The organism is Rhizobium gallicum bv. gallicum R602sp (assembly GCF_000816845.1).
In the GTDB taxonomy this organism is placed as follows: domain Bacteria; phylum Pseudomonadota; class Alphaproteobacteria; order Rhizobiales; family Rhizobiaceae; genus Rhizobium; species Rhizobium gallicum.
In genome coordinates, this window is the sequence record NZ_CP006877.1 from 1,228,271 (window position 1) to 1,254,211 (window position 25,941).

Sequence of the window (25,941 nt, forward strand, 5' to 3'; positions counted from 1 at the left end):
AAGACAAGAAGAAGAGAAGGTGCCTAAAATGTTTACGACTCCCTCCCTCAAAACGATGCTGAAGGCGTCCACTGTCGCAGGTCTCGCTGCCGCCGTGTTTGCAACCGGTGTGCCGCTTGAGATCACGCGCTCGTACGCCGAAGCTGTCAATGTTCAAGCTCCGTCGGTCCCGAGCTTTGCGAATGTCGTCGACGCCGTTTCCCCGGCCGTCGTTTCCGTTCGCGTCGAATCCCGCATCAATCCGGCCTCCGACAGCACCGACGGCTTCGCGTTCGATTTCAACGGCCGCGGTTTCGACGATCTTCCCGACGACCACCCGCTGAAGCGCTTCTTCAGGCAGTTCGGCGAACAAGGCCCGAACGGTCCTCAGGGCGGTCCGAACAGAAGGTTTGGCCCGCCGGATGGCAAGGGCCGCCTGCGCCCAGTCGCGCAGGGCTCCGGCTTCTTCATTTCCGAAGACGGCTATGTCGTCACCAACAATCACGTCGTTTCCGACGGCTCGGCCTTTGTTGCCGTCATGACCGACGGGACCGAGTTAGACGCCAAGCTGATCGGGAGGGATCCGCGCACGGACCTCGCGGTGCTCAAGGTTGACGGAAAAGGCCGCAAGTTCACCTATGTAAACTGGGCTGACGACAACAATGTCCGCGTCGGTGACTGGGTCGTGGCGGTCGGCAATCCGTTCGGTCTCGGCGGCACGGTAACGGCAGGCATCATTTCGGCCCGTGGCCGCGATATCGGCTCCGGTCCTTATGACGACTACCTGCAGGTGGACGCAGCCGTGAACCGCGGTAACTCCGGTGGTCCGACCTTCAACCTCAGCGGCCAGGTGGTCGGCATCAACACCGCGATCTTCTCGCCGTCGGGCGGCAGCGTCGGCATCGCCTTCGCGATCCCGGCTTCGACCGCCAAGGACGTCGTTGCCGACCTGATGAAGGACGGTACGGTTTCGCGCGGCTATCTCGGCGTACAGATCCAGCCGGTTACCAAGGACATCGCCGATTCGCTCGGCCTATCGGAAGCAAACGGCGCGCTGGTCGTCTCGGCTCAGGATGGAACGCCGGGCCAGAAGGCCGGCATGAAGGCAGGCGACGTCGTCACTGCCGTCAACGGCGAAACGGTCAAGGATGCCCGCGATCTCAGCCGCCGCATCGGCGCCATGCAGCCTGGCAGCAAGGTCGAAGTGTCGGTCTGGCGCGACAGCAAGGCTCAATCCCTCACTGTTGAACTCGGCACCTTGCCGATCGACCAGAAGGACGCCTCCAACGACGACAATGGTGGTCCGGCACCGCAGCCTGAGGCACCGGCATCCGAAAAGGCGCTTGCCGATCTCGGCTTGACGGTCGGCCCCTCCGATGACGGCAAGGGCTTGACGATCACCGGCATCGACGCGGATTCGGATGCTGCCGACAAGGGCATCAAGCAAGGCGAAAAGATCACCTCGGTGAACAACCAGCAGGTCTCCAACGCCGATGATGTCGTCAAGGTTTTGAACCAGGCGAAGAAGGACGGCCGCACCCGGGCCCTCTTCCAGATCCAGTCCCAGGAAGGTAGCCGCTTCGTTGCGCTGCCGATCAACGGCCAAGGCTGATCCTCCCACCTTGGCCCAAAAAGGGGAGCCGCGATCCGACCTCCGCGCGGCTCCCTTTCTCCATCCTTTTCAAGGACGACGGCGATGACCCCACTGCAACAGGATGACGCTTTGAGCCTTGCCCAAACGCAACCGGCAGGTAATGTCGGCCGGATGAAGATTCTCATCATCGAAGACGATCTCGAAACCGCGGCCTACCTCACAAAGGCCTTTCGCGAGGCAGGCATCATCGCCGATCATGCAAGCGACGGCGAAAGCGGGCTCTTCATGGGGTCCGAAAACAGCTACGACGTGATCGTCATTGACCGCATGCTGCCGCGCCGCGACGGGCTCTCCGTCATCAGCGAGCTGCGGCGCAAGGGCGTCCATACGCCGCTTCTCATTCTTTCCGCCCTGGGGCAGGTCGATGACCGCGTGACCGGCCTTCGCGCCGGCGGCGACGACTACCTGCCGAAGCCCTACGCGTTCAGCGAGCTTCTCGCCCGTGTCGAAGTGCTCGGCCGTCGCAAAGGCACGCCGGAGCAGGACGTGGTCTACCGCGTCGGCGACCTCGAACTCGATCGGCTTTCCCATGAAGTCCGGCGCGGCGGCAAGGAAATTCCGCTCCAGCCGCGCGAATTCCGCCTTCTCGAATACCTGATGAAGAATGCCGGGCAGGTCGTCACGCGCACCATGCTGCTCGAGCATGTCTGGGATTACCATTTCGATCCGCAGACGAACGTCATCGACGTGCATGTCTCGCGCCTGCGCTCGAAGATCGAGAAGGACTTCAGCCGGCCGCTGCTGAAGACGATCCGCGGTGCGGGATACATGATCAAGGACGAGGGATGAGCCGTTTTTGGTTTCTCTTCAAGTCCACCGCAGTCCGTCTTTCGGCCCTTTATATCCTGCTTTTTTCAATCTGCGCCGCAACGCTCGTCTTCTACGTGACGGCGATGTCGCAGCGGCTGCTCAGCGGGCAGATCCGCGAGGCCGTCCAGCAAGAAGTCGATGTGGTCAGGCGTGCGTATGATCTGGGGGGCATGAACGCGCTGCTGCGCGCGATGGAGCGCCGCACGCGTCAGCCGGGCGCAAATCTCTATGTCATCGCCGGCCCGTCGGGCGATATCCTTGCGGGCAACGTCGCCTCGGTGCAGCCGGGCGTCTTTGAGGAAACCGGTTGGACCTCCGTTCCCTTCTTCTATCAACGCTACGCCGATAGCGGGGTCGACCGCCGCCACATGGCGATCGCCAATATCTTCGTGCTCGACAACGGCCTGCGCATTCTCGTCGGCCGCGATCTCGGCGAGCCCGAGCGCTTCCGCGTGCTGGTGCGCCAGGCGCTGATGATCGCGCTTGCGATCATGGGCCTCGGCGCCATCATCATCTGGTTCGGTATCGGCCGCAACGCGCTGAAGCGGATCGATCGCATGTCCGCCGCAAGCAAGAAGATCATGGCGGGCGACCTCTCGCAGCGCCTGCCGGTCGGCGGCTCGGGCGACGAATTCGACCGCCTGTCGGTTTCGCTGAACACGATGCTGGAGCGCATCGAAAAGCTGAACGAGGGCCTGCGGCAAGTTTCCGACAACATTGCCCACGACCTCAAGACGCCGCTGACGCGACTGCGCAACAAGGCCGCTGATGCGATTGACACGGCCAATGAGGATCAGCGCCGCCTGGCTCTGGACGGGATCATCTCGGAATCCGATCAACTGATCCGAACCTTCGATGCGCTTTTGATGATCTCGCGGGTGGAAGCGGGTTCTGTCGCCGCGGAGATGTCGCCAATCGAGCTTTCGACGATTGTTGCCGACAGCGCCGAACTTTACGAGCCCGTTGCGGATGAGGCCGGACTTTTGCTGACATCCAGCATCGAACCCGGCATATCCATCCAAGGCAACCGCGAACTGATCGGCCAGGCGATCTTCAATCTGATCGACAACGCGATCAAATATTCCGGGGATGGCACGGGCGGTGAAATCAGCCTGAAGCTGTTGCGCCGGCCTGACGGCATTTGCCTTTCGGTCGCCGACCACGGGCCGGGCATCCCCGCCGACAAGCGCGAGGATGTCGTCAAGCGCTTCGTGCGGCTTGACGAGAGCCGGTCGAAGCCCGGCACGGGGCTTGGCCTTTCGCTCGTCGAGGCAGTGATGGAACTGCATGGCGGCACGCTGGAGCTTTCCGATACAGATCCGGAAAAAGAAGACAGTCGTGGCCTTACCGTCAGCGTGATTTTCCCCGTCAAGCCGGCTTAGGGTTGGCCGCCCCGGATTGTGACCCTAGGTTAGGGGCTCGTATGGCAGCGCTGATTCCGGGCGCGGCGGCACCGGGAGGTGAAATGCTGACGAATTCGACACACAGCCTGAAGAACGTGGGTGGCGGTTTATTGCGACCGCTGAACCAATCCGAGCTCAAGCTGGCGCTCGCCGACCTGCAGGATATCGGCAGGCACGAACCGGCCGTCGCGGCACTGCTGAAGGCAGGTGGTCCGCTATCCGACTTCATCGCTGCGGTACTGACGCTTTCGCCCTATCTTCGCGAGATTGCCAATATAGACAATGCGGTTCTCGCTGCTGCGATTTCATCGCCTGTCGAGCCGCAGATCGAAGTGCTGATTGCTGAGGCGCGCGACTGCTGGAAGCCCGAAGACGGGATTTCGCCTGCCGAATCTGCCGTCATGAGCCGGTTGCGGACCATCAAGCGGAAAGTGGCATTTCTTGTCGCTCTCGCCGATCTCGCCGGGCTCTTCGACGGGCGGCAGACGACGGCCTGGCTGAGTGCCCTGGCCGAAGCCTCGGTCAAAGCCGCGATCGATCATCTTTTGCTGTCTGCCCATGAGGCCGGCAAACTGCAATTGAGGGACGCCGAAAATCCGAGCGAAGGTTCCGGTCTGGTCGTGCTCGGTATGGGAAAGCTCGGCGCATCGGAACTGAACTATTCGTCCGATATCGATCTTGTGGTTTTCTTCGACGAGCATGCCGGCATCGTGCCTGATCCGGATGATGCGATCGACATCTTTCCGCGGATGATGCGGCGGCTGGTGCGAATCCTTCAGGAGCGCACGGCCGACGGATATGTCTTCCGTACCGATCTGCGCCTGCGTCCCGATCCCGGTTCGACACCGCTTGCGATCCCGGTCGATGCCGCGATGATCTACTATGAAGGGCGCGGCCAGAATTGGGAGAGGGCAGCCTTCATCAAGGCGCGGCCCGTTGCCGGGGATATGAAGGCGGGAGAGGGGTTCGTGCGCGGGCTTGCGCCCTTCGTCTTCCGCAAGTATCTGGACTATGCGGCGATCGCAGACATTCATTCGATCAAGCGGCAGATCCACGCGCACAAGGGCCACGGCGCAATTGCGGTCAAGGGGCACAATGTCAAGCTCGGCCGCGGCGGCATCCGCGAGATCGAATTTTTCGTGCAGACGCAACAGCTGATTGCCGGCGGGCGCATGCCGGCGCTGCGCAGCCGCGGCACGGAGCAGACGCTTGCCGAACTGACCAAGGCGAAATGGATCGATGCGGAAACCCGCGACGAACTGACGGAGGCCTACTGGTTTCTCCGTGATGTGGAACACCGCATCCAGATGGTGCGCGACGAGCAGACGCATTTGCTGCCGGAAACAGAGGCCGATCTGAAGCGCATCGCCTTCATGATGGGCTTTACGGATACGCCGAGTTTTGCTGAGCGGTTGGTGGAGGTGCTGCGCACCGTGGAGCGGCGCTATGCGCGGCTCTTCGAGCAGGAGACCAGGCTGTCGACCGATACCGGAAATCTGGTGTTCACAGGCCAGGCCGACGATCCGGATACGCTGGAGACGCTGAAGAAGCTCGGCTTCAAGCGCACGTCCGATATTTCCCGCATTATCCGCACTTGGCATTACGGCCGCTATCGCGCGACACAATCCGTCGAAGCGCGGGAGCGGCTGACGGAGCTCGCGCCGGAGCTGCTTCGCGTCTTCGGCGAAAGCAAGCGGGCTGACGAGGCGCTGCTGCGCTTCGACAGCTTCATTTCCGGCCTGCCGGCCGGTATTCAGCTTTTCTCCTTGCTCGGCAGCAATCCGGCGCTGCTTTCGCTGATCGTCAACATCATGTCCTCGGCGCCAAAGCTTGCCGAGGTGATCGCCGCCAAGCCGCACGTCTTCGACGGCATGCTCGATCCGGGACTGATGGCGGAGCTGCCGACGCGTGACTATCTCGGCGAACGTTTGAAGGCATCGCTGGCGCAGGCGGGCCACTACGAGGAGGTGCTGGACCGGCTGCGCATCTTTGCCGCCGAGCAGCGCTTCCTGATCGGCATCCGGCTCTTGACCGGCGCGATCAACGGGCTGATGGCAGCTCGCGCCTTCACCCATCTGGCCGACCTTGCGATTGAAGCCGCGCTCGATGCGGTCAGGCAGGAAATGCGGGCGGCACACGGCGATTTTCCCGGCGGCAAGGTCGCCATTGCCGGCATGGGCAAGCTTGGCAGCTTCGAGCTGACGGCGGGCTCCGACATCGATCTCATCCTGCTCTACGACTATGACGATGCCGCTTGCGAATCCGACGGCGGGAAGCCATTGGATGCCGTGCGTTACTTTACACGCATGACGCAGCGGCTGATCGCGGCGTTCTCGGCGCCGACCGCCGAAGGCGTCCTCTACGAAGTTGACATGCGGCTTCGCCCCTCGGGAAACAAGGGCCCGGTCGCCACGCGCATCAGGTCTTTCGAGAAATACCAGCGCGACGAGGCTTGGACATGGGAGCATATGGCGCTTAGCCGCGCCCGTTTGATCTGTGGTGATCAGAGCCTGATGAGCGAGGCGGAACGGATCATCCGCGAGGTTCTCTCAAAGAGACGCGATGCCGCAAAGGTGAGCCGCGACGTCGCTGAGATGCGCGAACTGATCGACAAGGAGAAAGCGCCGGACGGCATCTGGGATCTGAAACTTATTCCGGGCGGCGTCATCGATATCGAATTCATTGCGCAATATCTGGCGCTGATTTCGCCGGTGAGGAGCGTAACGGCGAAGATCGGCGGGATGAATACCGGTGAGGCGCTGAAGACGCTCGGGGCGAAGCTTCTGCCGGCGGCCGACCTCGACCTCTGCCTGGAGGCGTTCACCCTCTATACGGAGCTGTCGCAGCTGATCCGGCTTTGCATCGACGGGCCTTTCGATCCCGCCGAGGCGCCGTCCGGGCTGACGGAGCTGGTGTGCAGGGCAGGGGACTGCCCGGACGTCAAGACGCTTGAAGGCGAGATCAAACGGCTTTCGAAGGCTGTTCGGAAGATATTCCAGGCGACGGTGAATTCCTAACGCGCTCCGTCCGGAATGCGGAACGAGACGACGGTGCCGATCGCCTCACGCGAACGGATGCGCATCTTGCCGTCGTGAAGTGCCGTCAGCGAGCGGGAGATGGCGAGGCCGAGACCGGAACCGCCCTTGCTCTTGGCATATTGACTCTGAACCTGCTCGAAAGGTTGGCCAATCTTCGTGAGCGCTTCGTGCGGGATGCCAATCCCGGTATCGGCGATCGTGACGATGACGCCCGCCGCATCGCGGCGGGTGCGGAGCGCGATACGGCCGCCGTCGTTGGTGAACTTCACCGCATTGGAGAGAAGGTTGAGGAGGATCTGCTTCATGGCGCGGCGGTCTGCCGTCAGCGTCATGCCATCACAAACGCGCTGCTCGATGACGATGTTCTTCTGGGCGGCCGGAATGGCGGTGAAGCGCAGGCTTTCCTCGATCAGCGGCGCAAGATCGATCTTCTCGCGGTGCAGTTTCATGTGCCCTGCCTCGATCTTCGACATATCCAGGATATCGTTGATGACGTTGAGCAGGTGCTTGCCGCTGTCATGGATGTCGCGGGCATATTCGTCGTATTTCAGCGAACCGAGCGGGCCGAACATCTGGTTCTGCAGAATTTCGGAGAAGCCGAGGATGGCGTTGAGCGGCGTGCGCAGCTCATGCGACATGTTGGCAAGGAATTCCGACTTCGCCTTGTTCGCCGCTTCCGCGCGTTCCTTCTCGGCCTGGTAGTTGGCGTTTGCGACCGAAAGAGCAGCTTTCTGACTTTCGAGCGTCTGACGCGATGCCTTGAGGTCGCCGATGGTCGCGATGAGACGCCGCTCGGATTCGCGCAGGCGCTCCTGGTTGCGCTTCAAAAGCGTAATGTCGGTGCCGACCGAAACCATGCCGCCGTCGCGGGTGCGGCGTTCGTTGATCTGCAGCCAGCGCTCATCGGCAAGCTGGACCTCGGTCGTGCGCGAATGGCCGGCGCCATCGGCGTTGGCCATGCGGCGCTCGATGACCGGCCGGGCGGCTGCAGCGTTGACCACGCTGCGCTCGGTGCCTGGAACGAGGACGCTGTCCGGGAGCCCGTAGGCCTGCTGGAAGTGGACGTTGCACATCACCAGGCGGTCATTCTTGTCCCAGAGAACGAAGGCTTCCGACGTGCATTCGATCGCGTCCGCAAGGCGCTGGTCGGCCTCGGCGTAGCGCTGCGCGAGGCGATGCTGCTCGGTCACGTCCATCGCGATGCCGATCATGTGGACGCGGCCGGAATTGCTGCGGATCATCTGGGCGCGGGCGCGCATCCACACATAGTGGCCGCCGGCATGGCGCATGCGGAAGATCTGGTCGACCTGGCCGGAACTGCCCTTGGCGACAGAGCGTGCGATTTCGTGCAGCCCGCCGTCTTCCGGATGCATCAGCCGCGCCGCGTCGCCGAAGGAAAGCGATTTGTCGGAAGCCGGCAGGCCGAGCATGCCGTACATCGAACGCGACCAGAAGAATTCGCGGCTGTCGAAATCGAAATCCCAAAGCCCGCAGCGGCCGCGCGAAAGTGCTGTCTCGACGCGCTGGTTCGATTCGACGAAGATCTCGTCGGCGTCCCGGGCGCGCTTGACCTGCATGTAGTAGGCGTAAAGGATCACCAGCAAGATCGACGAAATGCCGGCAAACAGCGTCACGTTGAGTGTCAGCTCTTCGCGCCAGAGCCTGCCGATCTCGTCCAGCGAGGTTGCTGCGATGATATAGCCGCCGGTGCTGCCGACGAGGGTGATTTCGGCGTAGTGCGGATTGCCGCTGATCGTCGTTTCAATGACGCCGGCCCGATCCCCGAAGCGGCGGATGGCGGAAACCTCGGGAAAGAAATCGCCGGCATTCGATCCGACATAGGCAAGGCCCGCGGTGGATGCGGCGAAGACTTTGCCGCTCGTCTGCACGAGCAGGATGAAGGAGCCGCTGCCGAGACGGTCCTGTGGCAGGAATTTCGCAAGTTTCGCTTGGGCTTCGGCGGCTCTGCCGTTGTCGAAGAGATCGCTGGAACCGGCAAATACGGCCGCGGCGGTCGCGGCCGAAAGTGCGGTCGCATGCCGGGCGGCTGCGCCCATGCGAGTATATTCCGACATCATCCCGAAAAGATGCGAGCATGCGACGACGGCAAGGAATGCCACGATCAGTGCCGGGATGGCGCGCTTTAGGATGATTTCGGTGTGCGGAAGGCGGCTTGCTATCGGCTTGGAGATCGCCGCGGTGCGGTTGGAGGCATTGCCGTGCCAGGCACGAAGCCCTTCAAAATCAACACGCAGCCGCCCTCCGGCCGCAGTTGCCCGCCGCACGTTCATCATCACTAGCCTTGATCCCTCGTGTGATTCGCAGCGCCGCTCGCTCGAACCTCACTCAATGAATCATTACTGATTCGCCGTGTCCAGAGGGAAAGGTAAAAATCTGTTAACTATCTATAAGTGCTGGTTTTTTGCCGAGACGTTTCAAAGCGCCGCAGGGTCGCGCGGCGCCTCTGGCGAGCAAATCACCCCTTCAGCGTGCGCTCGACGATGTCGCGAACGTCCGTCGAAAGGGCGGGTGCTTGTTCGATCTCCGTCAGGGCAGCGCGGGCCAAACCGGCGCGCACCGGCTCCAGCGACCGCCATGAACGCATGGAGGTCAGGATGCGGGCAGCAAGCTGCGGATTACGCTGGTCGATATCGAGGATCTCGCGCGCCAGGAAACGATAGCCTTCGCCATCGGCCCGGCCGAAGCCGGTGGGATTGGTGAAGGCAAACGTGCCGACAAGCGCGCGAACGCGGTTCGGATTGGTGCGCTTGAAGAGCGGACTTTCCATCAGCCTGCGGACCCGGTCGAGCGCGCTGGGTCCAGGGATGGTTGCCTGCACGGAAAACCACTTGTCGATGACGAGGGCGTTTTCCACGAAGTCGTCCCGGAATGTTGAAAGCGCGGCGATCGCTTCACCGCTTTCGGGAAAGCGGTGTGCCAGGACTGTCAGCGCGTGCAGCCTCTCGGTCATGTTGTTTGCGGCGTCGAACGCAGCCTTGGCGCGTGCTGGGCCATTCTCCACATAGGAAAGGTAGGTCAGCGCGGCATTGCGTAGCGCCCGGCGGCCGGCGCTTTTTGCGTCAGGGCTGAAGTCGCCCGGCGTTGTCATTTTCTCGAAGAGACCGGTAAAGATTGCGATTCCACGATCTGCAATCTGCTTCATGACGGCCTGGCGCCCGGCGTGTATCGCGTCCGGATCATTATTGCTGCCGAGTTCGCGCGAGATGTCGGATTCGCTCGGCAGGGCGAGCGCCTGGGCGCGGAAGGCGGGCTCAAGGCTCTCGTCGGCGGCGGCATGAAGCAGTGCATCGATGGAGGTCTGTTCGCAGGCAATCGCTTTGCCTTCACGCGCATCGCGCGCTGCCTTCAGCAGGTTCGGCAATGCCAGATCGGTCAGCGCCTGCCAGCGAGCGAAATGGTCCGTCTCGTGACGGGCGAGCAGCGCGAGGTCGGCGGGGCTTTGGTCGAGATGCAGGTTGATCGGTGCCGAAAAGCTGCGGTTGATCGAAACGACCGGCCGCGATCCGATGCCGTGGAGAACAGCAGTCTGCGTTCTGCCGATGAGATGCAGCACCTCTCCGGTATACTCGGCTCCTTCGACGGAGGCCGGCTCGATCTTGCCGCCGTTTTCGCCGAAAAGGGCGAGGCTGAGCGGGATATGCATCGGCTTCTTGTCGGTTTGGCCCGGCGTCGCCGGAACCATCTGCTCCAGAGACAGGCTGAAGGTCTTGGCGGTCGCATCGTAGCTTCCGGAGGCGGTGACGAGCGGCGTGCCGGCCTGGTGGTACCAAAGCGAGAACTGCGCAAGGTCGCGGCCGCTCGCATCCTCGAAGCACTTGACGAAATCCTCGATCGTGACCGCCTGGCCGTCATGGCGATCGAAATAGACGTCCATGCCCTTTTTGAAGGTCTCCTTGCCGAGCAGGGTGGCGATCATGCGGGTGACTTCGCTGCCCTTCTCGTAGACCGTTGTTGTATAGAAGTTATTGATTTCCCGATATTTCGTCGGGCGAACCGGGTGGGCGAGAGGGCCGGCGTCCTCCGGAAACTGCTCCGACTTCAGATGCCGGACCTCGGCAATGCGCTTGACCGGACGCGAGCGCTGATCGGACGAGAATTCATGGTCGCGATAGACGGTCAGGCCTTCCTTGAGGCAGAGCTGGAACCAGTCGCGGCAGGTAATGCGGTTTCCGGTCCAGTTGTGGAAGTATTCGTGCGCGATGATCGCTTCGATATTGGCGTAGTCGGCATCGGTTGCGGTTTCCGGATCGGCGAGAACATATTTGTCGTTGAAGATGTTGAGGCCCTTGTTCTCCATCGCCCCCATGTTGAAGTCGGAAACGGCGACGATCATGAAGATGTCGAGATCGTATTCGCGTCCGAAGGCCTCCTCGTCCCACTTCATGGATCGCTTCAGGGCGTCCATGGCATAGGCTGCACGCGGCTCCTTTCCATGCTCGACGTAGATCTTCAGGGCAACCTCCCGGCCGGACATCGTCGTGAACGTGTCCTCGATGACGCCGAGATCGCCGGCGACGAGCGCGAAGAGATAGCTCGGTTTCGGATGCGGATCGAACCAGGCCGCGAAATGCTTGCCTTCGCCATAGCCGGCGCCGCCGAGGAAGTTGCCGTTGGAAAGCAGAAGCGGATTGGCGGCCTTGTCGGCGATGATGTTGACAGTATAGGGCGCCAGGACATCCGGACGGTCTGGGAAATAGGTGATGCGGCGGAAGCCCTCGGCCTCGCATTGGGTGCAGTAGATACCGCCGGTGCGGTAGAGGCCCATCAGCTGGGTATTGGCTTGCGGATTGATGATCGTCGAGATCGTCAGTTCGAAGGGGTCGGCTGCGGGAAGGTTGTAGACGGCCAGGCTATCGGCTGTCGCCGTATATTGCTCGGCCGGCATTTCCATCTGGTCGAAGAGCAGGCCGGAAAGTGAAAGCTCGTCGCCGTCGAGAACGAGCGGCGCCTTCGGGTCGGCACCTTCGCGGCGATGGAAGATCAATCGCGCTTCGACTTTTGTTTCTGTGGGATCAAGGTCGAAGGTCAGGTCCACGCGTTCCAGAACGAAATCGGTGGGGCGGTAATCTGCCAGATTGATGACCTGGCCCGTGTCTGTACGCATAGTGTTCCCTGAAGACCTTTATCGATATGGGCTGGGACAGACGCGAATGCTCTGCCATAGGTTTTGCAGCATCATCACATTAAAGTCTGAACTAAACTTAAAGCGAAATGGAGGGAGTGCAAGTTTTGATGGCCGCAATTGGCGGAGATGCTTAGATGACGAGCGGATGGGCGTGCACTATCTAAGATTGAGCGCGGCCTTTATGACAGCATCGTCTTCGGTCCGCTGGACGACGACGCCGTGCCACCCGAGACCGTCATAGTCTTCGTATCCCAAGGTCTTCGCAAATGCGACGATCGACCCGTTGTTGTCGTAATAGCTGCCGCGGGATTTGCCTGTCTGATTTTGCAGCGCGAAATGGGTGAAGAGAAGCGCCGGATTACTTGCGGCGATGATCCTGCTTGCACCATCGAGCAGCATGACGGTCGTCTTTTGCGCGACCTGCGGCGGCAAGTTGGCCTCTTTGTCGACGATCGCCTGTCCCTGGTTTTGCCAGTCGAAATAGACGCCGAGCGTCCCGACGATCGCCCCGTCGACTTTGCCGCCTTCGCGGACGCCGGTGGCATAGACAAGCGCGGTCCGGCCGTCGTGCAGCGGGCTGGGGCGGACCTCGTCTACGATGTAGTCGTCGCCGCACTTGCAATGCGCCGCCGCCTGGAACCAGGCGTCGCCGGCAAGCGAACGGTTGGTGACTTTGCGCTGGAACTGGGGATTTGCCGAGGCGACGATACGTCCGGAAAGATCGGTCAGCACGAGGTCCAGATAGACCGTGTAGAACCGGTTTATCACGCCGAGCCGCTCGGACGCAAAGCGTGTCTTGTCGCTGCCCGGCTCCTGCAGGGCCTGCCACAATGCGGTATCGGTTGCCCACCATCGCACGTCGGCCGTCCGTTCGAAGAGGTTGCGCACGATAAGCTGGACGAGGGTTTGCGCAAGGTCCGTCAACCTCACGCCTTCCATCTCGTTCACCAGCGATTCCGCCATCGTCCGCGACAGCCCGATGCGGCCAAGGACGTTGCTCTCGAATTTTCCCGCGATATCGCTTGCAACCTGCGCCAGACGCTGCACCTCGTTGGCAACGACGGCAAAGCCCTTGCCGGTCTCGCCCGCGCGAGCGGCCTCGATCAGTGCGTTGATCGCCAGCAGCTTGATCTGCTTTACCACATGGGTGTTGGCTAAACTGAAATGCTCAAGATCAGTACCGATCCCTTCCGTCACAATGCGCATGGAACGCGGCGTTGCGGTCTGCTGTGTCTGATCGCTTGTCTTAAGCGGCATCATGGAGGTGATCCTGGCAACAATTGAGGTGGCGGTTATGAAAGCGATTGGTGCGATACTGCTGAAATCAATGCGAGTTTATGGTTTTCAAAAGATTAAGAGTTGAAATGTTCAAGCAAACATTTTTGGGCACATCTGTTTTATGCTAATTTTTTGTGCAACTGTGCGCCGTAATGCGGGAGAACTGGATGCGCCGGCGCCTTTTTTCGCTTTTGGACTGTTCTTCGAGCGCAGCCCCTGCCACAGTCAGGTTGCGTCGAGTCTGACGTATCTCCCCGCTTCAAATAACTGGCGCACGAGTTTCTGACATGCAGTCGGCTTTCGAAAACCCGATGAGAGGAATCCTGATGAAGGTCTCATCGGTGGTGGTCTTTCTCGGCATGCAGACCTTCATCAAGCTCGCCGGTTCCGATGTCGCGCCGGGGCAGGTGACCTTCTATCGCTCCTTCTTCGCGCTCTTCCCGATCATGGGTTATCTTGCTTATCGCCGACAGTTGCGGGCGGCCTTCCATACGGCAAATCCGATTGGCCATCTAAAGCGGGGCACGATCGGCATCCTTTCCATGGGCTTCGGGTTTTACGGCCTCCTGCATCTGCCGCTGCCGGAGGCGATTGCGCTCGGCTATGCGACACCCTTGGTCGCGGTCATTTTCGCGGCAGTCTTCCTCGGGGAGACAGTTAGAATATACCGTTGGAGTGCGGTTTTCTTCGGTATCATTGGCGTTGCCATCGTCTCATGGCCCAAGCTTACGCTGTTCAGGCAGGGCGGCATGGAGGCAGAGCAGGGGGTCGGGGCGTTGTGCGTCCTGATGTCCGCCGTGCTTGCCGGCATGGCGATGATCCAGGTCCGCAAGCTCGTCGAAGAGGAAAGGACGGCGACGATCGTTCTCTATTTTTCGATGATCGCCTCGATCTTCTCGCTCGCGACGCTGCCGTTCGGCTGGGCCTTGCTCGATCTCAACACGAAGTCTCTGCTGGTCTGCGCAGGCTTTTGCGGTGGCATCGGACAAATCCTTTTGACGGAGAGCTACCGTCACGCTGATGTGTCGACAGTGGCGCCGTTCGAATACACGTCGATCCTGCTTGGCGGCATTGTCGCCTATTTCGTGTTTGGCGATGTCCCGGGGGTCCATATGATGATCGGAACGGCGATTGTGATCGCAGCCGGCATATTCATCATCTACCGCGAGCATCAACTCGGGTTGGAACGCCGCAAAGCCCGCAAAGCCGGTACGCCGCAGCCCTGATCGGATCAAGGCAGAAAAGCCGCCTGCCGATTGTCCAACCCGGCCGGGTTGCACTGGCGAAATTTAAGGATACCAATCGGCCCCCAAATATGGTTTCTAAATATGACGAAACTTCATTTATTCAAAGCCTTGCATGTCTGATTGGCCGCTGATGCCGGATCCTGGTCCAAGTGCTTAGCTGCTGCGAACGCTGGCTTGCGAGCGGGACGCCCATGAAATTTACGGCAGAAGAACTGGCGCGGCACCCTGATTTTCTGCTCAGCATCCGTCATCTGGCCGGGGCTCTGCGCGGCATGTTCCAAGCCGGTCCGCGCCTTGCCCGTCTGCTCACCTCCCACCAGCGCTGGCTCCTCACGCAGACCGCCTATGCGCTCGCCATGCAGTACGATCCTGGCGATCCCTCTTCGGGGCTTTCCGCAGTTTCGCTGACGACGCTGATAACACGACACAAGGTCGCGAGCCGCAACACGGTTTTGAACTTCATCGAAGAGCTCTTCACCTATCGCTTCATCACCCATGCACCGGGTGAAGAGCGCCGCCGCCCGCGTCATTTCGAACCGGCCGAAGTCAGCAATCAGGCAATGTACGGCTGGCTTCTCGCCAATCTCGCCGCCCTCGACATGTTGGACCACGGCGATCGCGCCGGCTGCCTGCAGGCCCATCCAGAGCTCCTTCGGATTGCCCAGCCGCTCGTTGCCCGCGGCTGCCTCGAAGATGCGGCCTGGCGGGAGCCGCCGGAGCCAATTGCGCTCTTTCTTTGGACGGAAGCGGGCGGTCTGGTCGTGGACCATCTCATGGCTCGAATTGACCTTAATGGTGGCGACACGGAAAGGTTCGATGTCGGCCGCGTCGAAACGCGCAATCTGGCCGGCGATTTCATGATGTCGCGAACGCACCTCCAGCGCCTCTTTGCAAAGGCGGTGCAACAAGGCTGCCTTGGCTGGTACGACGAGCCCAGGAAGACGCAGTTATGGGTGTCGCGCGATTTCGTCAGGGAATATTGCAGCTGGCAAGCTGTCAAGTTTGCCTATGTCGAGGACGCCTTTGACGTTGCCCGGGCAAGGCTGGAATGCGTGCCGGCCAAAATGCTGGCGCAAGCTTAAAGCGCGATCGCCGCGATTTCTTTGACCAGCGGGCCTGGCTCTGCGGTGGAAAGCTCGCGCTGATACTCCCTCGCGGCGCAGACGGCAGCGCGGATATGCTCGATCGTGTCGATATTGCGCAGAAGCGAAACGAGTACTGCAGACATCAAAAAACTCCGATCGCGCGCCCGGGCCGGGCCGCGCTCATCTCAGTATTCCTGGAAATCCACGAAGATTGCGGAGGGCCGCGTCGTGCGGCCGCCGATGCCGGTCCCGCGGGCGATCATCTGCTCGTTGGTCGCAAAGCCCAAGCGGCTGTAGCCTTGCGTGGTGCGAGCCGGATCACTCGCCAGGCGGAGGGTTTCAAACCCGCAGTGTATAGGACGAAAACTTGCGTTCATTGCCTTGGTTCCTGTCAGATTCCTCCCAAGACAGGGTATATATTGCAGTGCAGCATCGATTCTGCAATGCGCCAAAATAGGATACAGCCATGCGACAAATGCATGGGTGGTTTCATGAAAACTTAATATTTGTCTATTTTCTAATCAGTTCGAGCGACTTAAGCCGTGCCTGAAACGCCAGGAGATCACTCCAAGCCAGCCGCTTGTTGATCGGCGCGGTCAGGAGATCCTGCGGGTGTAGCGTTGCGATTGCCGGTATCGTCAGCGGCCCGGCACCGATCTCTTTCCACTGCCCGCGCAGGCCGTGGATGGTGTCGCTCTCGCCGAAGAAGAAGCGGGCGGCGAAATTGCCGAACAGCAGGATTACCTTCGGTTCGGCAAGCGCGATCTGGCGTTCGATGAAGGGACGGCAGATTTCCATCTCGGCGACAGAGGCGACACGGTTGCCTGGCGGACGCCAAGGAATGACCTGCGTCAGAAGAATGCCGTCCCGATCAAGCCCAATGGCCGCCAGCATCCTGTTGAGAAGTTCTCCCCCGCGCCCGGCAAAAGGCGTGCCCTCGCGGTCGTCGTCGGCGCCAGGTGCCGACCCGATCACCATAATGCCGCTTGCAGCGTTGCCCGTCGCAAAGATCGTCGAACGCGCACTGTGCTTGAGATTGCAGCCGTTGAAGGCCTCGATCGCGGTCTTGAGCTCTCCGAGCGAACGCGCACTCTCGGCCGCAAAGCGCGCGTGCTGCACGGCTTCGCCATCAGGAATGGCAGGCTGAGGTCGAGGGGCTGCGCGCTCAGCCGGCGCTGCGGCTTGACGTTGCGCCACCGCTGGCCGCTCGGGCTGGGTCGGGCTTTGCGGAGGAGCAGCGGCGTTGGCCCGCGCCGCCTTCATCGCCTCGAACTCGGCGAAGCGGTCGACTGCCTCCTCCTCCAGCAGCCATTCGACGCCGGCTTGTGCATGGAAATGCAGAAGCGCGGCAAGCTCGGCCGGGGAAAGTTCGTTGACGGAAACCATACGGCGACCTTAGCGAAGTGGCAGCAGCAATGAAAGGGCGGGTACCGTGCTCTGCGGCTATTGCACAGTCCATTGCGCGATGTCGTCGCGTTCGCCGATCAGGGCAAGCCCGTGGGCAATGGAGAGAAGCTCGCCGCCGGTCTCGATCTTGCCGGCGTCGAAGCGTTCGGTGAAGATGCGACGGACGGCAGGCACGAAGGATGTGCCGCCGGTCAGAAAGACCTTGTCGATGTCGCCGGGCTTGGTCTCTGTCTTCTCCAGAACGTCGTCCAGCGCGCCTTCGATACGAGCCAGATCCTCCGCGATCCAGCTTTCGAAGTCCTTCCGTCGAATGATGCGATGGCCGCCGCGGCCGAGCGGGCCGAAATCGAATGGTGCTTCGTCTGCCGAAGACAGTGCCATCTTGGTGGCCGAGATCGCCTGATAGAGCGGATAGCCCTCGTCGTGATCGACGAGATCGATGAAGGTTTCGAGCTTCTCCGGCTCGAGCGCCGTGCGGACCAGTTTCCTCAGGTCCTCGAATTCGCGCGAGGTCTTGAAGATCGAAAGCTGGTTCCAGCGGCCGAAGCTCGAATAATAGTTCGACGGCACCTCAAGGATCTTGTCGAAGCTCTTGAAATGACTCCCCTTGCCGATCTGCGGCGCGACGATGTTGTCGATCATCCGGTAGTCGAAATGATCGCCCGCGACGCCGACGCCCGAATGGCCGACCGGCGTTGCCGTCAGCTTGCCGGCAACGGTTTCGAAGCGGATCAGCGAATAGTCCGTCGTGCCCCCACCGAAATCGGCAACGAGCACCGTCGCGTCCGACTTCAGGTTCTGCGCGAAGTAGAAGGCGGCGGCAACCGGTTCGTAGACGTAATGGATTTCCGGAAAGCCGAAGCGCAAGAGCGCTTTGTTGTAGCGTTCGGTTGCAAGCGCCGGATCGGGATTGGCGCCGGCGAAGTGCACCGGCCGCCCTGTCACGATGCGCGTCACATCCCTCGACCAGTTTTCGCCCGCATAGGCGCGCAGCCGCCGGATGAAGACGTCCATCAGGTCTTCGAAGCTGTGGCGCTTGGCAAAGATCAGCGTGCCCTGGAAGAGGGGGCTTGCCGCGAAGGTCTTGATCGACTGGAGGAAGCGGCAGTCGCCGGGATTGTCGATGAACTGGCGGATTGCCGCATGCCCGGCCTCGACCTTCAGGGCCGATGTGCCGAGCTGCGGATCCTTCATGAAGGAAAGCGCCGTGCGCATGCTGTCGGCCGTGCCTTCAGCGCTGGTGAACGCCATGGAATGCGTCGTCCCGCCATTGGCCGTTGCGAGAACCGTATTCGTCGTGCCGAAGTCGAAACCCAGCGCCTGAGCCATGCCCGCACCTCTTCATGCCGATTGTGATTGAGACCGGAGCCTTGCTCCGCATGAAGGACGCACGCGCGCCCAAAATTTAGGAGGGCGCGTGATGCCATAGAGGGGCGACACATTCAAGAGGGAAGGCGTCGGGCGTTGTGCCAATCTGGTGGTGGCCCCCCATCCGCCTTGCCGGCGCCTTCTTCCCGTAGTCGCGGCGAAGGCGATATGCCCCGCTCGCTTGCCCACTTCTCCAACGTCGAGCGAGGCGCGTCCGCATCTCCCCGCAGGCGGGAGAGGGTTGGGGTGAGAAGCAATGCGCGAAAGCCCGACCGAAAGATCACTCCGCCGCGATCGCCGTCGGCTCCTCTTCGTCCGGCACCGCTTCCTTTCGCTGCCAAAGCCTCTGAAGCCAGCTGTTCAGCCGGCCCATCTCGATGAAGATAACCGGCGTGATGAAGAGCGTCAGAGCCTGGGAAACGACGAGGCCGCCGACGACGGCGACACCCAAGGGCTGGCGCAGCTCGGAGCTGGCACCGGTGCCGAGCGCGATCGGAAGGGCGCCGAGAAGCGCACAGAAGGTCGTCATCATGATCGGCCGGAAGCGCCGCACGCAGGCCTCGTGAATGGCCTCCACCGGCGACATCGATGTGGAGCGCAGGTTCTCCAGCGCCACGTCGATCATCATGATCGCGTTCTTCTTCACGATGCCGATCAGCATCAGGAGGCCGATGAGCGCGATGATCGAGAGGTCGAAACCCATCACCTTCAGAGCCAAGAGCGCGCCCAGGGCGGCGGCCGGAAGGCCGGACAGAATGGTGAGCGGGTGGATGAAGCTCTCGTAGAGAACCCCGAGGACCACATAGATCGTCAGCACTGCGGCGAGGATCAGAAGCGGCGTGTTTCCTTGCGACTGCTCGAAGATCTCCGCCGTACCGCCATAGGACGTGAAGACGTCCGCCGGCATGTTGATGTCCTTCTTGATCTGGTCGATCGCGGCTGTTGCGTCACCCAGCGCCGCATCGGCAGGCAGGTTGAACGAAACCGTCGTCGAGACGAGTTGACCTGTCTGGTTGATCGTCACCGGCCCGGTGTTTCGCTCGACCCTCGCGAAATTCGACAACGGGACCAGCGTGCCGTTGGTTGAGGCGACCCGGATGTCCTGAAGCTTCTGATCGTCCCAGGGCTTGTTGGTATCGTATTCGACGATGACGTCGTAGCTGTCACCGGTGGATTGGATTTGCGCTGCCGTATAACCACTGAACGATTCCTGCAGGGTCGTGCGCAGCTGGCTGTTGTCGATGCCGAAGGCGGCTGCCTTTTCGGAATCGACGAGGATATTGGCCTGCAGCGCGTTGTTCTGCGCATCGGTTGTCACGTCGGTGAAGCGCGGATCGCCGCGCATTGCCTGCTGGATATTATTGGCCCAGAGATTGGTCTGCTCGGCGCTGAGTGCCTGAACGACCAGCTGATACTGGCTTGCGGTCTGACGGCCGCCGAAGCGTAGGCTCTGCTGCGGGGTGATGAAGGCTTGCAGGCCGGGCACCTTGGCGATGTCGGCCCGCAATTCGCGCAAGGTCTGGTCAAGCGGCGGACGCTGCTCCTTGTCCTTCAGCTCGACATACATCGTGCCATTGTTGAGCGGGCTGCGCGCGTTGCCGCCGACGATCGACATGACGTGATTGACCGCCGGATTCTGTTTCACGATCGCTGCGGCCTGGTTCTGCAAGGCTACCATCGCCGGATAGGAGATGTCCTGGCGTGCCCTTGTGGAGATGTTCAGCCGGCCGATGTCCTCGGTCGGGAAGAAGCTGGAGGGCAGCGTCATGAACAGATAGGCGTTCAAGCCGACCGAAACGAGGAACAGGCAAAGGATCGCAGGCCGGTGGACGAGGCACCAGCCGACCGCCCGATCGTAACCTCTGAGCGTGCGTTCAAAGCCCGCATTGAACCAGCGGACGAAGAGGGGCGGGTTGGACTTGCGGCTTGAAAGCCGCGAGCCGAGCATCGGCGTTACCGTCAGCGAGACGATGGCGGATGCGACGATCGCCATTGCGACGACCATGCCGAATTCGTTGAAGATGCGGCCGACGACCCCGCCCATCAACAGGATCGGGATGAAGACCGCAATCAGCGACACCGACATCGAAATGATCGTGTAGCTGACCTCGCCGGCGCCCTTGATTGCCGCATCGAGGACCGGCATTCCCTCTTCGACATGCCTAAGAATGTTTTCCAGCATCACGATCGCATCATCCACCACGAGGCCGACGGCGAGCGTCAAGCCGAGCAGCGAGATGTTATCGACGCTGTAGCCGAGTACGTACATCATGCCGAAGGTCGAGATCAGCGAGAGCGGAACGGCAAGGCCCGGAATGACCGTTGCGGTCAGATGGCCTGTGAAGAGGTAGATAACGAGCACTACGAGGCCGATCGTCAGCAGGAGCGTGAACTTTACATCGGAAATCGCGTCGCGGATCGGCTTGGCGGAATCGTTCATGACCTTGGTGGTGACTGACGACGGGATCTCGGCATGCAGCGTCGGCAGCTTGGCGTTGATCGCATCGACGACCTCGACCGTGTTCGCATCCGGCTGGCGCTGGATGGCGAGGATGATGCTGCGGTTACCGTCGTACCAGCTGCCGGTATTCTGGTTCTCGACGCTGTCTTCCACCTTGGCGATGTCGCCGAGATGAATCGGCGCCCCGTTCGGGTTTGCGATCACCAGCGAGCGGAATTCCGCTGCGTTGGTGCGCTGCGTGTCGGCGTTGATCGTCATGCTCTGCGCGTCGTTCTGCAGCGTGCCGACCGGCACCTGGCTATTGGCGGCGCTGATTGCCTGGTTGACGGTATCGATGCCGATGTTGCGGGCAAGCAGCTTGTTGGGATCGACCTCGACGCGGACGGCATAGGTCTGTGCGCCGAACACGGTCACTTCGGCGACGCCGGGCAGGGTGGAGAGCGACGGTGAGATGATGTCTTCGGCGATGGCGTCGAGCTTGCTGCGCGGCATCGTATCGCTCTGCACCGCAAGCAGCATCACCGGCGCGTCGGCCGGGTTCGTCTTGCGGTAACTCGGCGGCGTGGTCATGTTGTCCGGCAACTGCCGGGTCGCGTGCGAGATTGCGGCCTGCACGTCGGCCGCGGCCGCATCGATGTTGCGGTTGAGGTCAAACTGCAGAATGATGCTGGTATTGCCGAGCGAATTCGTCGCGCTGATTTCGCTGATGCCGGGGATGGTCTGGAACTGCTTGATCAGCGGCGTTGCGACCGAAGTCGCCATGGTCTGCGGCGAGGCGCCGGTGAGCGCGGCCGAGACGTTGATCGTCGGGAAGTCGACCTGCGGCAAGGCCGCGACTGGCACGAGCCGGTAACCTGCAAGGCCTGCAAGGATCACGCCGATGGCGAGAAGGGTCGTCGCAACCGGCCGCCGGATGCAGAAATTCGGGATCATTGTTCTGCCTCCGCCGCCAGGGTTTCGGTCTGGTGAGCCGGCTGCTCGGCGGAGGCGACGTTTAGTGCCTTGTCATCGAATTGCTCGTCGACATGCTGCTGGTCGGCAAGCTGCGCCTGTCCCTCGATGACGACGTGATCGCCTTCGGAGAGCCCTGCGGAAACGGCGGTGAAACCACCGTTCTCGCGGGCGACGGTGACGGGCGCCATCTGCACCTTTTCATCCTTCACGACATAAGAAAAGAACCCATTTGCACCGGGGCTGACTGCGACGGTCGGTACGACGACCTGCGGTTCTTTATTGTTGAAGTGAACGACGAGATTGACGGATTGCCCGGGCCAGAGCGTGCCGGTCGTATTTTTAAAGCGCGCCTTCGCGAGGATCGTGCCGGAAGCAGTGTCGACCGTATTGTCATAGAAGCTGATCGCGCCGCGGCGCACGCTGCCCTTCGTCGAATCCGGTGTGGTCGTGACCTCGACGGGTCCGCTGGCGAGCGATTGCTTCAACTGGCGCAGATCGCGCTCCTGCAGATGGAATTTCACATAAATCGGATCATATTGGGCAATCGTCACGATCGCCGTTCCGGCACCGACGAAAGCTCCAGGGCTGACCGCGATGTCGCCAAGGCGGCCGTCGAAAGGCGCGCGGATTTGCGTGTGCTCGAGCAGAACCTGATCGGAGGCGAGTGAGGCCCTGTCGGCTTCGACGGTGGCGGCAGCCGTGTCGCGAGCGGCCTTGGCCTGGTCGTAGCTCTGCCGTGTGCCGGCCTTTTGCGCCAGGAGATCGGCTGCGCGTGTGAGAGCGGTTTCGGCTTCCGAGAGCGTCGCTGTGTCTCGGATGATCGTCGCGTTGTCCTTGTCGACGGCTGCTTGCGCCGGCCGGTCGTCGAGCTTGGCGATCAGGTCGCCTTGCTTGACCGTGGCGCCGTCGGTCGCGACGATCGACGTGACAAGGCCCTGTTCCTGCGCGGCGATCGTGGTGGTGTTTTCGGCTTCCGCCCACCCCGAGGCCGTGACGTCTCGCGGCAGCACTGTCTTTACGGCGGCGACTGTTTTCACGAGCGTCGGGCCGCTGCCCCCCCGCCGGTTATGCTGCCCGCCGCCTTGCTGGCCCACTTGCGCCTTGCCGCCTTGTTGCGCAGGCGCACTGACCAACTGCGAGACGTAGGGAAACTGGTCGACGATTCTGTTTCCGAATTGCCAAACGCTGACGGCAGTAACCGCAATAATGCTGAAGGTAATCCAAAATATCTTCATGTGTGAGACCGGTCTTGACGGGTTGCACGACGTTTCCGGTCCCGATTGAGCCGCCCATATTGCGGCGCAAAAAAGACATAATCCGCCGGACGCACTCACTAAGTGGTTATAATAGCTTAAATTTTTGTAATGATCGGCGTGGCGTCCACCTCGCGCTTGCGGTCAAACCGAACGCGCCGCACCGCCGTCGCAACGGATCAGTGAGCCGGTGATGTAGCTCGCCGGCTGGCTGCAGAGGAAAGCGGCGGTTGCTGCGAATTCTTCGACCTTGCCATAGCGGCCAACCGGAATGCGCGCTTCCTTGTCGCTGCGGATGTCTTCCATGCTTTTGCCGGTGCGCTTGGCGGCCGCGCCGTCAAGCTCGTCGAGGCGTCCGGTGAGGATGCTGCCCGGCAAGAGCAAATTGGCCGTCACGCCGTGGCTTGCAACTTCCGAGGCGAGCGTCTTCGACCAGCCGGCAAGAGCAGGGCGCAGCGTATTGGAAAGCGCCAAATTGGCGATGGGCTCTATGACGCCGGACGAGGCGACGGTGAGAATGCGGCCCCACCCTTGCGCCTTCATGCCCGGAAGCAAGGCGTTGGTCAGGGAAATGACGCGCAGCACCATCGAGAAGAAATAAGTCTCGAGCTTCTCGGGCGTCATGTCCTCGGTCGTCCCAGGCGTCGGGCCGCCGGTATTGTTCACGAGAATATCCAGGCCGGCGAACTTTTCCTTGACGGCGGCAGTCACCGTCTCGACGAATTTCTCGTCAGCCAGATCAGCCCAGATCCAGTCGGCCTTGCCGTTGCCCTCGGCGTTGATCGCCTTGCAGTTGGCCTCCAACTGCTCACCGCTGCGGCCGCACAGAAGTACGTTTGCGCCTTCACGTGCGAGTGCGATCGCAATGCCATGGCCAAGCCCGCGCGACGAAGCCAGAACGAGTGCGCGTTTGCCGTCGATTCCGAGATCCATGATGTCCTCCAGATGCATCGGCTTCTGTATAAGGCGCAGCCGACGGAAAAGGGAAGAGTCCTTCTACCGAAGAACAATTGACGTTAACGTAAGCGTTATATAATCTTGCGGTGGAGGAGATATTGATTGTGCGAATTGGAGGATCGGCTGTCGCTTCCCGGCTCGACAATGCTTTCCGGTTTTGACAAGACAATGACCCGACAAGGGGATTATGGCCGCGTGGGCGGTCGAGCGGAGACGGATGAATGACCGAGACGACTGAGCTGCCGGAACGTGAGTCGATGGAATTCGACGTTGTGATCGTCGGTGCCGGGCCTGCCGGCCTGTCTGCCGCGATCCGACTGAAGCAGGTCAATCCGGAGCTTTCCGTCGTCGTGCTCGAAAAGGGGGCGGAAGTCGGCGCCCATATCCTGTCGGGCGCCGTCATCGATCCGATCGGCATCGACCGGCTGCTGCCGGATTGGCGCAGCCAAGGCGATCATCCCTTCAAGACCGAGGTGACCGCCGATCATTTCCTGGTGCTCGGTCCGGCTGGTTCCGTCCGCCTGCCGAATGTGCTGATGCCGCCCTTGATGAACAACCACGGCAACTACATCGTATCGCTCGGGCTTGTCTGTCGCTGGCTCGCCACGAAGGCCGAAGAACTCGGCGTCGAGATCTATCCGGGGTTTGCCGCAACCGAGGTGCTCTACAACGACGAAGGTGCGGTGATCGGGGTGGCCACCGGCGATATGGGCATCGAGAAGAACGGCGAGCCCGGCCCAAGTTTTGCCCGCGGCATGGAACTGCTCGGCAAATACACGCTGATCGGCGAAGGCGTGCGCGGCTCGCTCGCCAAGCAGCTGATCGCCAAGTTCGACCTTTCGAAGGGCCGCGAGCCGCAGAAGTTCGGCATCGGCCTCAAGGAGCTCTGGCAGGTCAAGCCCGAGCACCACAAGCCTGGCCTGGTGCAGCATTCCTTCGGCTGGCCGCTCGGCTTGAAGACCGGCGGCGGCTCGTTCCTCTATCATCTGGAAGACAACCTCGTCGCCGTCGGCTTCGTCGTGCATCTCAACTACAAGAACCCCTATCTCCATCCGTTCGAGGAGTTCCAGCGCTTCAAGACGCATCCGGCGATCCGCGCCACCTTCGAGGGTGGCAAGCGGCTCTCTTACGGTGCCCGTGCCATCACCGAGGGCGGCTACCAGTCGGTGCCGAAGCTTTCCTTTCCCGGCGGCGCGCTGATCGGCTGTTCGGCGGGCTTCGTCAATGTGCCGCGCATCAAGGGCAGCCACAATGCCGTGCTGTCGGGCATGCTGGCGGCCGACAAGATCGCCGAAGCGATCGCTTCGGGCCGCGCCAACGACGAAGTCGTCGAAATCGAAAACGACTGGCGCAAGAGTGATATCGGCAAGGACTTGAAGAAGGTCCGCAACGTCAAGCCGCTCTGGTCGAAGTTCGGCACGGCCGTCGGCGTGGCGCTCGGCGGTCTCGACATGTGGACCAACACGCTGTTCGGCTTCTCCTTCTTCGGCACCCTCGGCCATGGCAAGACCGATGCCCAGTCGCTGGAGCCGGCCGCCCAGCACACAAAGATCGACTATCCGAAGCCGGATGGCGTCTTGACCTTCGATCGTCTGTCCTCGGTGTTCCTGTCGAACACCAATCACGAGGAAGACCAGCCGGTCCATCTACAAGTCAAGGACATGGCGTTGCAGAAATCGTCCGAGCACGACATCTATGCCGGACCGTCGGCGCGCTACTGTCCGGCCGGCGTCTATGAATGGGTGGAGAAGGACGGCAAGGACACCTTCGTCATCAACGCCCAGAACTGCGTCCACTGCAAGACCTGCGACATCAAGGACCCCAACCAGAACATCAACTGGGTCCCGCCCCAGGGCGGCGAGGGGCCGGTCTATCCGAATATGTGAGGTCAACACAAGGAG

General features: G+C 61.4%; 17 protein-coding genes. 7 read left to right on the plus strand and 10 right to left on the minus strand.

Annotated elements, in window-relative coordinates; translation table 11 throughout:
* Positions 1-28: 28 nt before the first annotated feature.
* The 4 genes from RGR602_RS06025 (at position 29) to RGR602_RS06040 (ending at position 6,863) form a co-directional block, all read left to right on the plus strand.
* Positions 29-1,591, plus strand: coding sequence for a Do family serine endopeptidase (locus tag RGR602_RS06025; RefSeq protein ID WP_039844364.1), 1,563 nt, complete (start codon positions 29-31; stop codon positions 1,589-1,591).
* 153 nt (positions 1,592-1,744) lie between these two features.
* Complete coding sequence (locus RGR602_RS06030; RefSeq protein ID WP_203226198.1) at positions 1,745-2,422, plus strand: response regulator transcription factor; 678 nt, start codon at positions 1,745-1,747, stop codon at positions 2,420-2,422.
* Entirely contained in the window at positions 2,419-3,825 is a 1,407-nt protein-coding gene (locus RGR602_RS06035; RefSeq protein WP_039844366.1) for a sensor histidine kinase, read from the plus strand. Before RGR602_RS06030 ends, RGR602_RS06035 begins: the two co-directional genes overlap by 4 nt.
* An 83-nt stretch (positions 3,826-3,908) precedes the next feature.
* Positions 3,909-6,863 carry a bifunctional [glutamine synthetase] adenylyltransferase/[glutamine synthetase]-adenylyl-L-tyrosine phosphorylase gene (locus RGR602_RS06040; RefSeq protein WP_039844367.1) on the plus strand — a complete coding sequence of 985 codons (2,955 nt, stop codon included), beginning with the start codon at positions 3,909-3,911 and terminating at the stop codon, positions 6,861-6,863.
* On the opposite strand, the gene RGR602_RS06045 is transcribed toward RGR602_RS06040, so the two are convergent.
* From RGR602_RS06045 to RGR602_RS06055, 3 genes are all read right to left on the minus strand, one after another.
* Positions 6,860-9,178: a PAS domain-containing sensor histidine kinase gene (locus RGR602_RS06045; RefSeq protein ID WP_039844368.1), complete on the minus strand. Its 2,319-nt coding sequence runs from the start codon at positions 9,176-9,178 to the stop codon at positions 6,860-6,862. The genes RGR602_RS06040 and RGR602_RS06045 overlap by 4 nt on opposite strands.
* A gap of 182 nt (positions 9,179-9,360) precedes the next feature.
* Entirely contained in the window at positions 9,361-12,009 is a 2,649-nt protein-coding gene (gene pepN / locus RGR602_RS06050; RefSeq protein ID WP_039844369.1) for an aminopeptidase N, read from the minus strand.
* Positions 12,010-12,186: 177 nt separating this feature from the next.
* Positions 12,187-13,290, minus strand: a complete 1,104-nt coding sequence (locus RGR602_RS06055) for a methyl-accepting chemotaxis protein (protein WP_039844370.1) — start codon at positions 13,288-13,290, stop codon at positions 12,187-12,189.
* A 305-nt stretch (positions 13,291-13,595) separates the two neighbouring features.
* Between RGR602_RS06055 and RGR602_RS06060 the strand changes: the two genes are divergently transcribed.
* Together RGR602_RS06060 and RGR602_RS06065 are read left to right on the plus strand one after the other, a co-directional pair.
* Positions 13,596-14,534 carry a DMT family transporter gene (locus tag RGR602_RS06060; RefSeq protein ID WP_039844371.1) on the plus strand — a complete coding sequence of 313 codons (939 nt, stop codon included), beginning with the start codon at positions 13,596-13,598 and terminating at the stop codon, positions 14,532-14,534.
* 212 nt (positions 14,535-14,746) lie between these two features.
* A complete protein-coding gene (locus tag RGR602_RS06065; RefSeq protein WP_039844372.1) occupies positions 14,747-15,637 on the plus strand; it encodes a hypothetical protein in 891 nt (296 codons plus the stop codon).
* Here the strand turns inward: RGR602_RS06065 and RGR602_RS36900 are convergent.
* The 7 genes from RGR602_RS36900 to RGR602_RS06095 form a co-directional block, all read right to left on the minus strand.
* Positions 15,634-15,783: a hypothetical protein gene (locus RGR602_RS36900; RefSeq protein ID WP_166677404.1), complete on the minus strand. Its 150-nt coding sequence runs from the start codon at positions 15,781-15,783 to the stop codon at positions 15,634-15,636. The genes RGR602_RS06065 and RGR602_RS36900 overlap by 4 nt on opposite strands.
* Positions 15,784-15,825: 42 nt before the next feature.
* A complete protein-coding gene (locus RGR602_RS06070; protein ID WP_022714581.1) occupies positions 15,826-16,017 on the minus strand; it encodes a hypothetical protein in 192 nt (63 codons plus the stop codon).
* Positions 16,018-16,150: 133 nt separating this feature from the next.
* Positions 16,151-17,026, minus strand: a complete 876-nt coding sequence (locus tag RGR602_RS06075) for a uracil-DNA glycosylase (RefSeq protein WP_039844373.1) — start codon at positions 17,024-17,026, stop codon at positions 16,151-16,153.
* Positions 17,027-17,083: 57 nt separating this feature from the next.
* Complete coding sequence (locus RGR602_RS06080) at positions 17,084-18,376, minus strand: Hsp70 family protein (RefSeq protein WP_039844374.1); 1,293 nt, start codon at positions 18,374-18,376, stop codon at positions 17,084-17,086.
* A 319-nt stretch (positions 18,377-18,695) separates the two neighbouring features.
* Positions 18,696-21,809, minus strand: coding sequence for an efflux RND transporter permease subunit (locus RGR602_RS06085; protein WP_039844375.1), 3,114 nt, complete (start codon positions 21,807-21,809; stop codon positions 18,696-18,698).
* A complete protein-coding gene (locus tag RGR602_RS06090; RefSeq protein WP_039844376.1) occupies positions 21,806-23,065 on the minus strand; it encodes an efflux RND transporter periplasmic adaptor subunit in 1,260 nt (419 codons plus the stop codon). The genes RGR602_RS06085 and RGR602_RS06090 overlap by 4 nt, the downstream gene beginning before the upstream one ends.
* Before the next feature lie 162 nt (positions 23,066-23,227).
* Positions 23,228-24,016 (minus strand): SDR family oxidoreductase, encoded by a 789-nt coding sequence (locus RGR602_RS06095; protein ID WP_039844377.1) that lies wholly within the window; start codon positions 24,014-24,016, stop codon positions 23,228-23,230.
* 245 nt (positions 24,017-24,261) lie between these two features.
* Here RGR602_RS06095 and RGR602_RS06100 point away from each other — a divergent pair, with 245 nt between their 5' ends.
* Complete coding sequence (locus RGR602_RS06100) at positions 24,262-25,926, plus strand: electron transfer flavoprotein-ubiquinone oxidoreductase (protein ID WP_039844378.1); 1,665 nt, start codon at positions 24,262-24,264, stop codon at positions 25,924-25,926.
* Positions 25,927-25,941: the final 15 nt, after the last annotated feature.

Bases quoted from the DNA above. Each gene is read 5' to 3' on its own strand.
- RGR602_RS06035 (WP_039844366.1), top strand. From the start codon at position 2,419: ATGAGCCGTTTTTGGTTTCTCTTCAAGTCCACCGCAGTCCGTCTTTCG.
- RGR602_RS06040 (WP_039844367.1), top strand. From the start codon at position 3,909: ATGCTGACGAATTCGACACACAGCCTGAAGAACGTGGGTGGCGGTTTA.
- RGR602_RS06080 (WP_039844374.1), bottom strand. From the start codon at position 18,376: ATGGCTCAGGCGCTGGGTTTCGACTTCGGCACGACGAATACGGTTCTC.
- RGR602_RS36900 (WP_166677404.1), bottom strand. From the start codon at position 15,783: ATGTCTGCAGTACTCGTTTCGCTTCTGCGCAATATCGACACGATCGAG.
- RGR602_RS06060 (WP_039844371.1), top strand. From the start codon at position 13,596: ATGCAGTCGGCTTTCGAAAACCCGATGAGAGGAATCCTGATGAAGGTC.
- RGR602_RS06070 (WP_022714581.1), bottom strand. From the start codon at position 16,017: ATGAACGCAAGTTTTCGTCCTATACACTGCGGGTTTGAAACCCTCCGC.
- RGR602_RS06085 (WP_039844375.1), bottom strand. From the start codon at position 21,809: ATGATCCCGAATTTCTGCATCCGGCGGCCGGTTGCGACGACCCTTCTC.
- RGR602_RS06025 (WP_039844364.1), top strand. From the start codon at position 29: ATGTTTACGACTCCCTCCCTCAAAACGATGCTGAAGGCGTCCACTGTC.
- RGR602_RS06045 (WP_039844368.1), bottom strand. From the start codon at position 9,178: ATGATGAACGTGCGGCGGGCAACTGCGGCCGGAGGGCGGCTGCGTGTT.
- RGR602_RS06065 (WP_039844372.1), top strand. From the start codon at position 14,747: ATGAAATTTACGGCAGAAGAACTGGCGCGGCACCCTGATTTTCTGCTC.
- RGR602_RS06055 (WP_039844370.1), bottom strand. From the start codon at position 13,290: ATGATGCCGCTTAAGACAAGCGATCAGACACAGCAGACCGCAACGCCG.
- RGR602_RS06030 (WP_203226198.1), top strand. From the start codon at position 1,745: ATGAAGATTCTCATCATCGAAGACGATCTCGAAACCGCGGCCTACCTC.
- RGR602_RS06095 (WP_039844377.1), bottom strand. From the start codon at position 24,016: ATGGATCTCGGAATCGACGGCAAACGCGCACTCGTTCTGGCTTCGTCG.
- RGR602_RS06100 (WP_039844378.1), top strand. From the start codon at position 24,262: ATGACCGAGACGACTGAGCTGCCGGAACGTGAGTCGATGGAATTCGAC.
- RGR602_RS06075 (WP_039844373.1), bottom strand. From the start codon at position 17,026: ATGGTTTCCGTCAACGAACTTTCCCCGGCCGAGCTTGCCGCGCTTCTG.
- RGR602_RS06090 (WP_039844376.1), bottom strand. From the start codon at position 23,065: ATGAAGATATTTTGGATTACCTTCAGCATTATTGCGGTTACTGCCGTC.
- pepN (WP_039844369.1), bottom strand. From the start codon at position 12,009: ATGCGTACAGACACGGGCCAGGTCATCAATCTGGCAGATTACCGCCCC.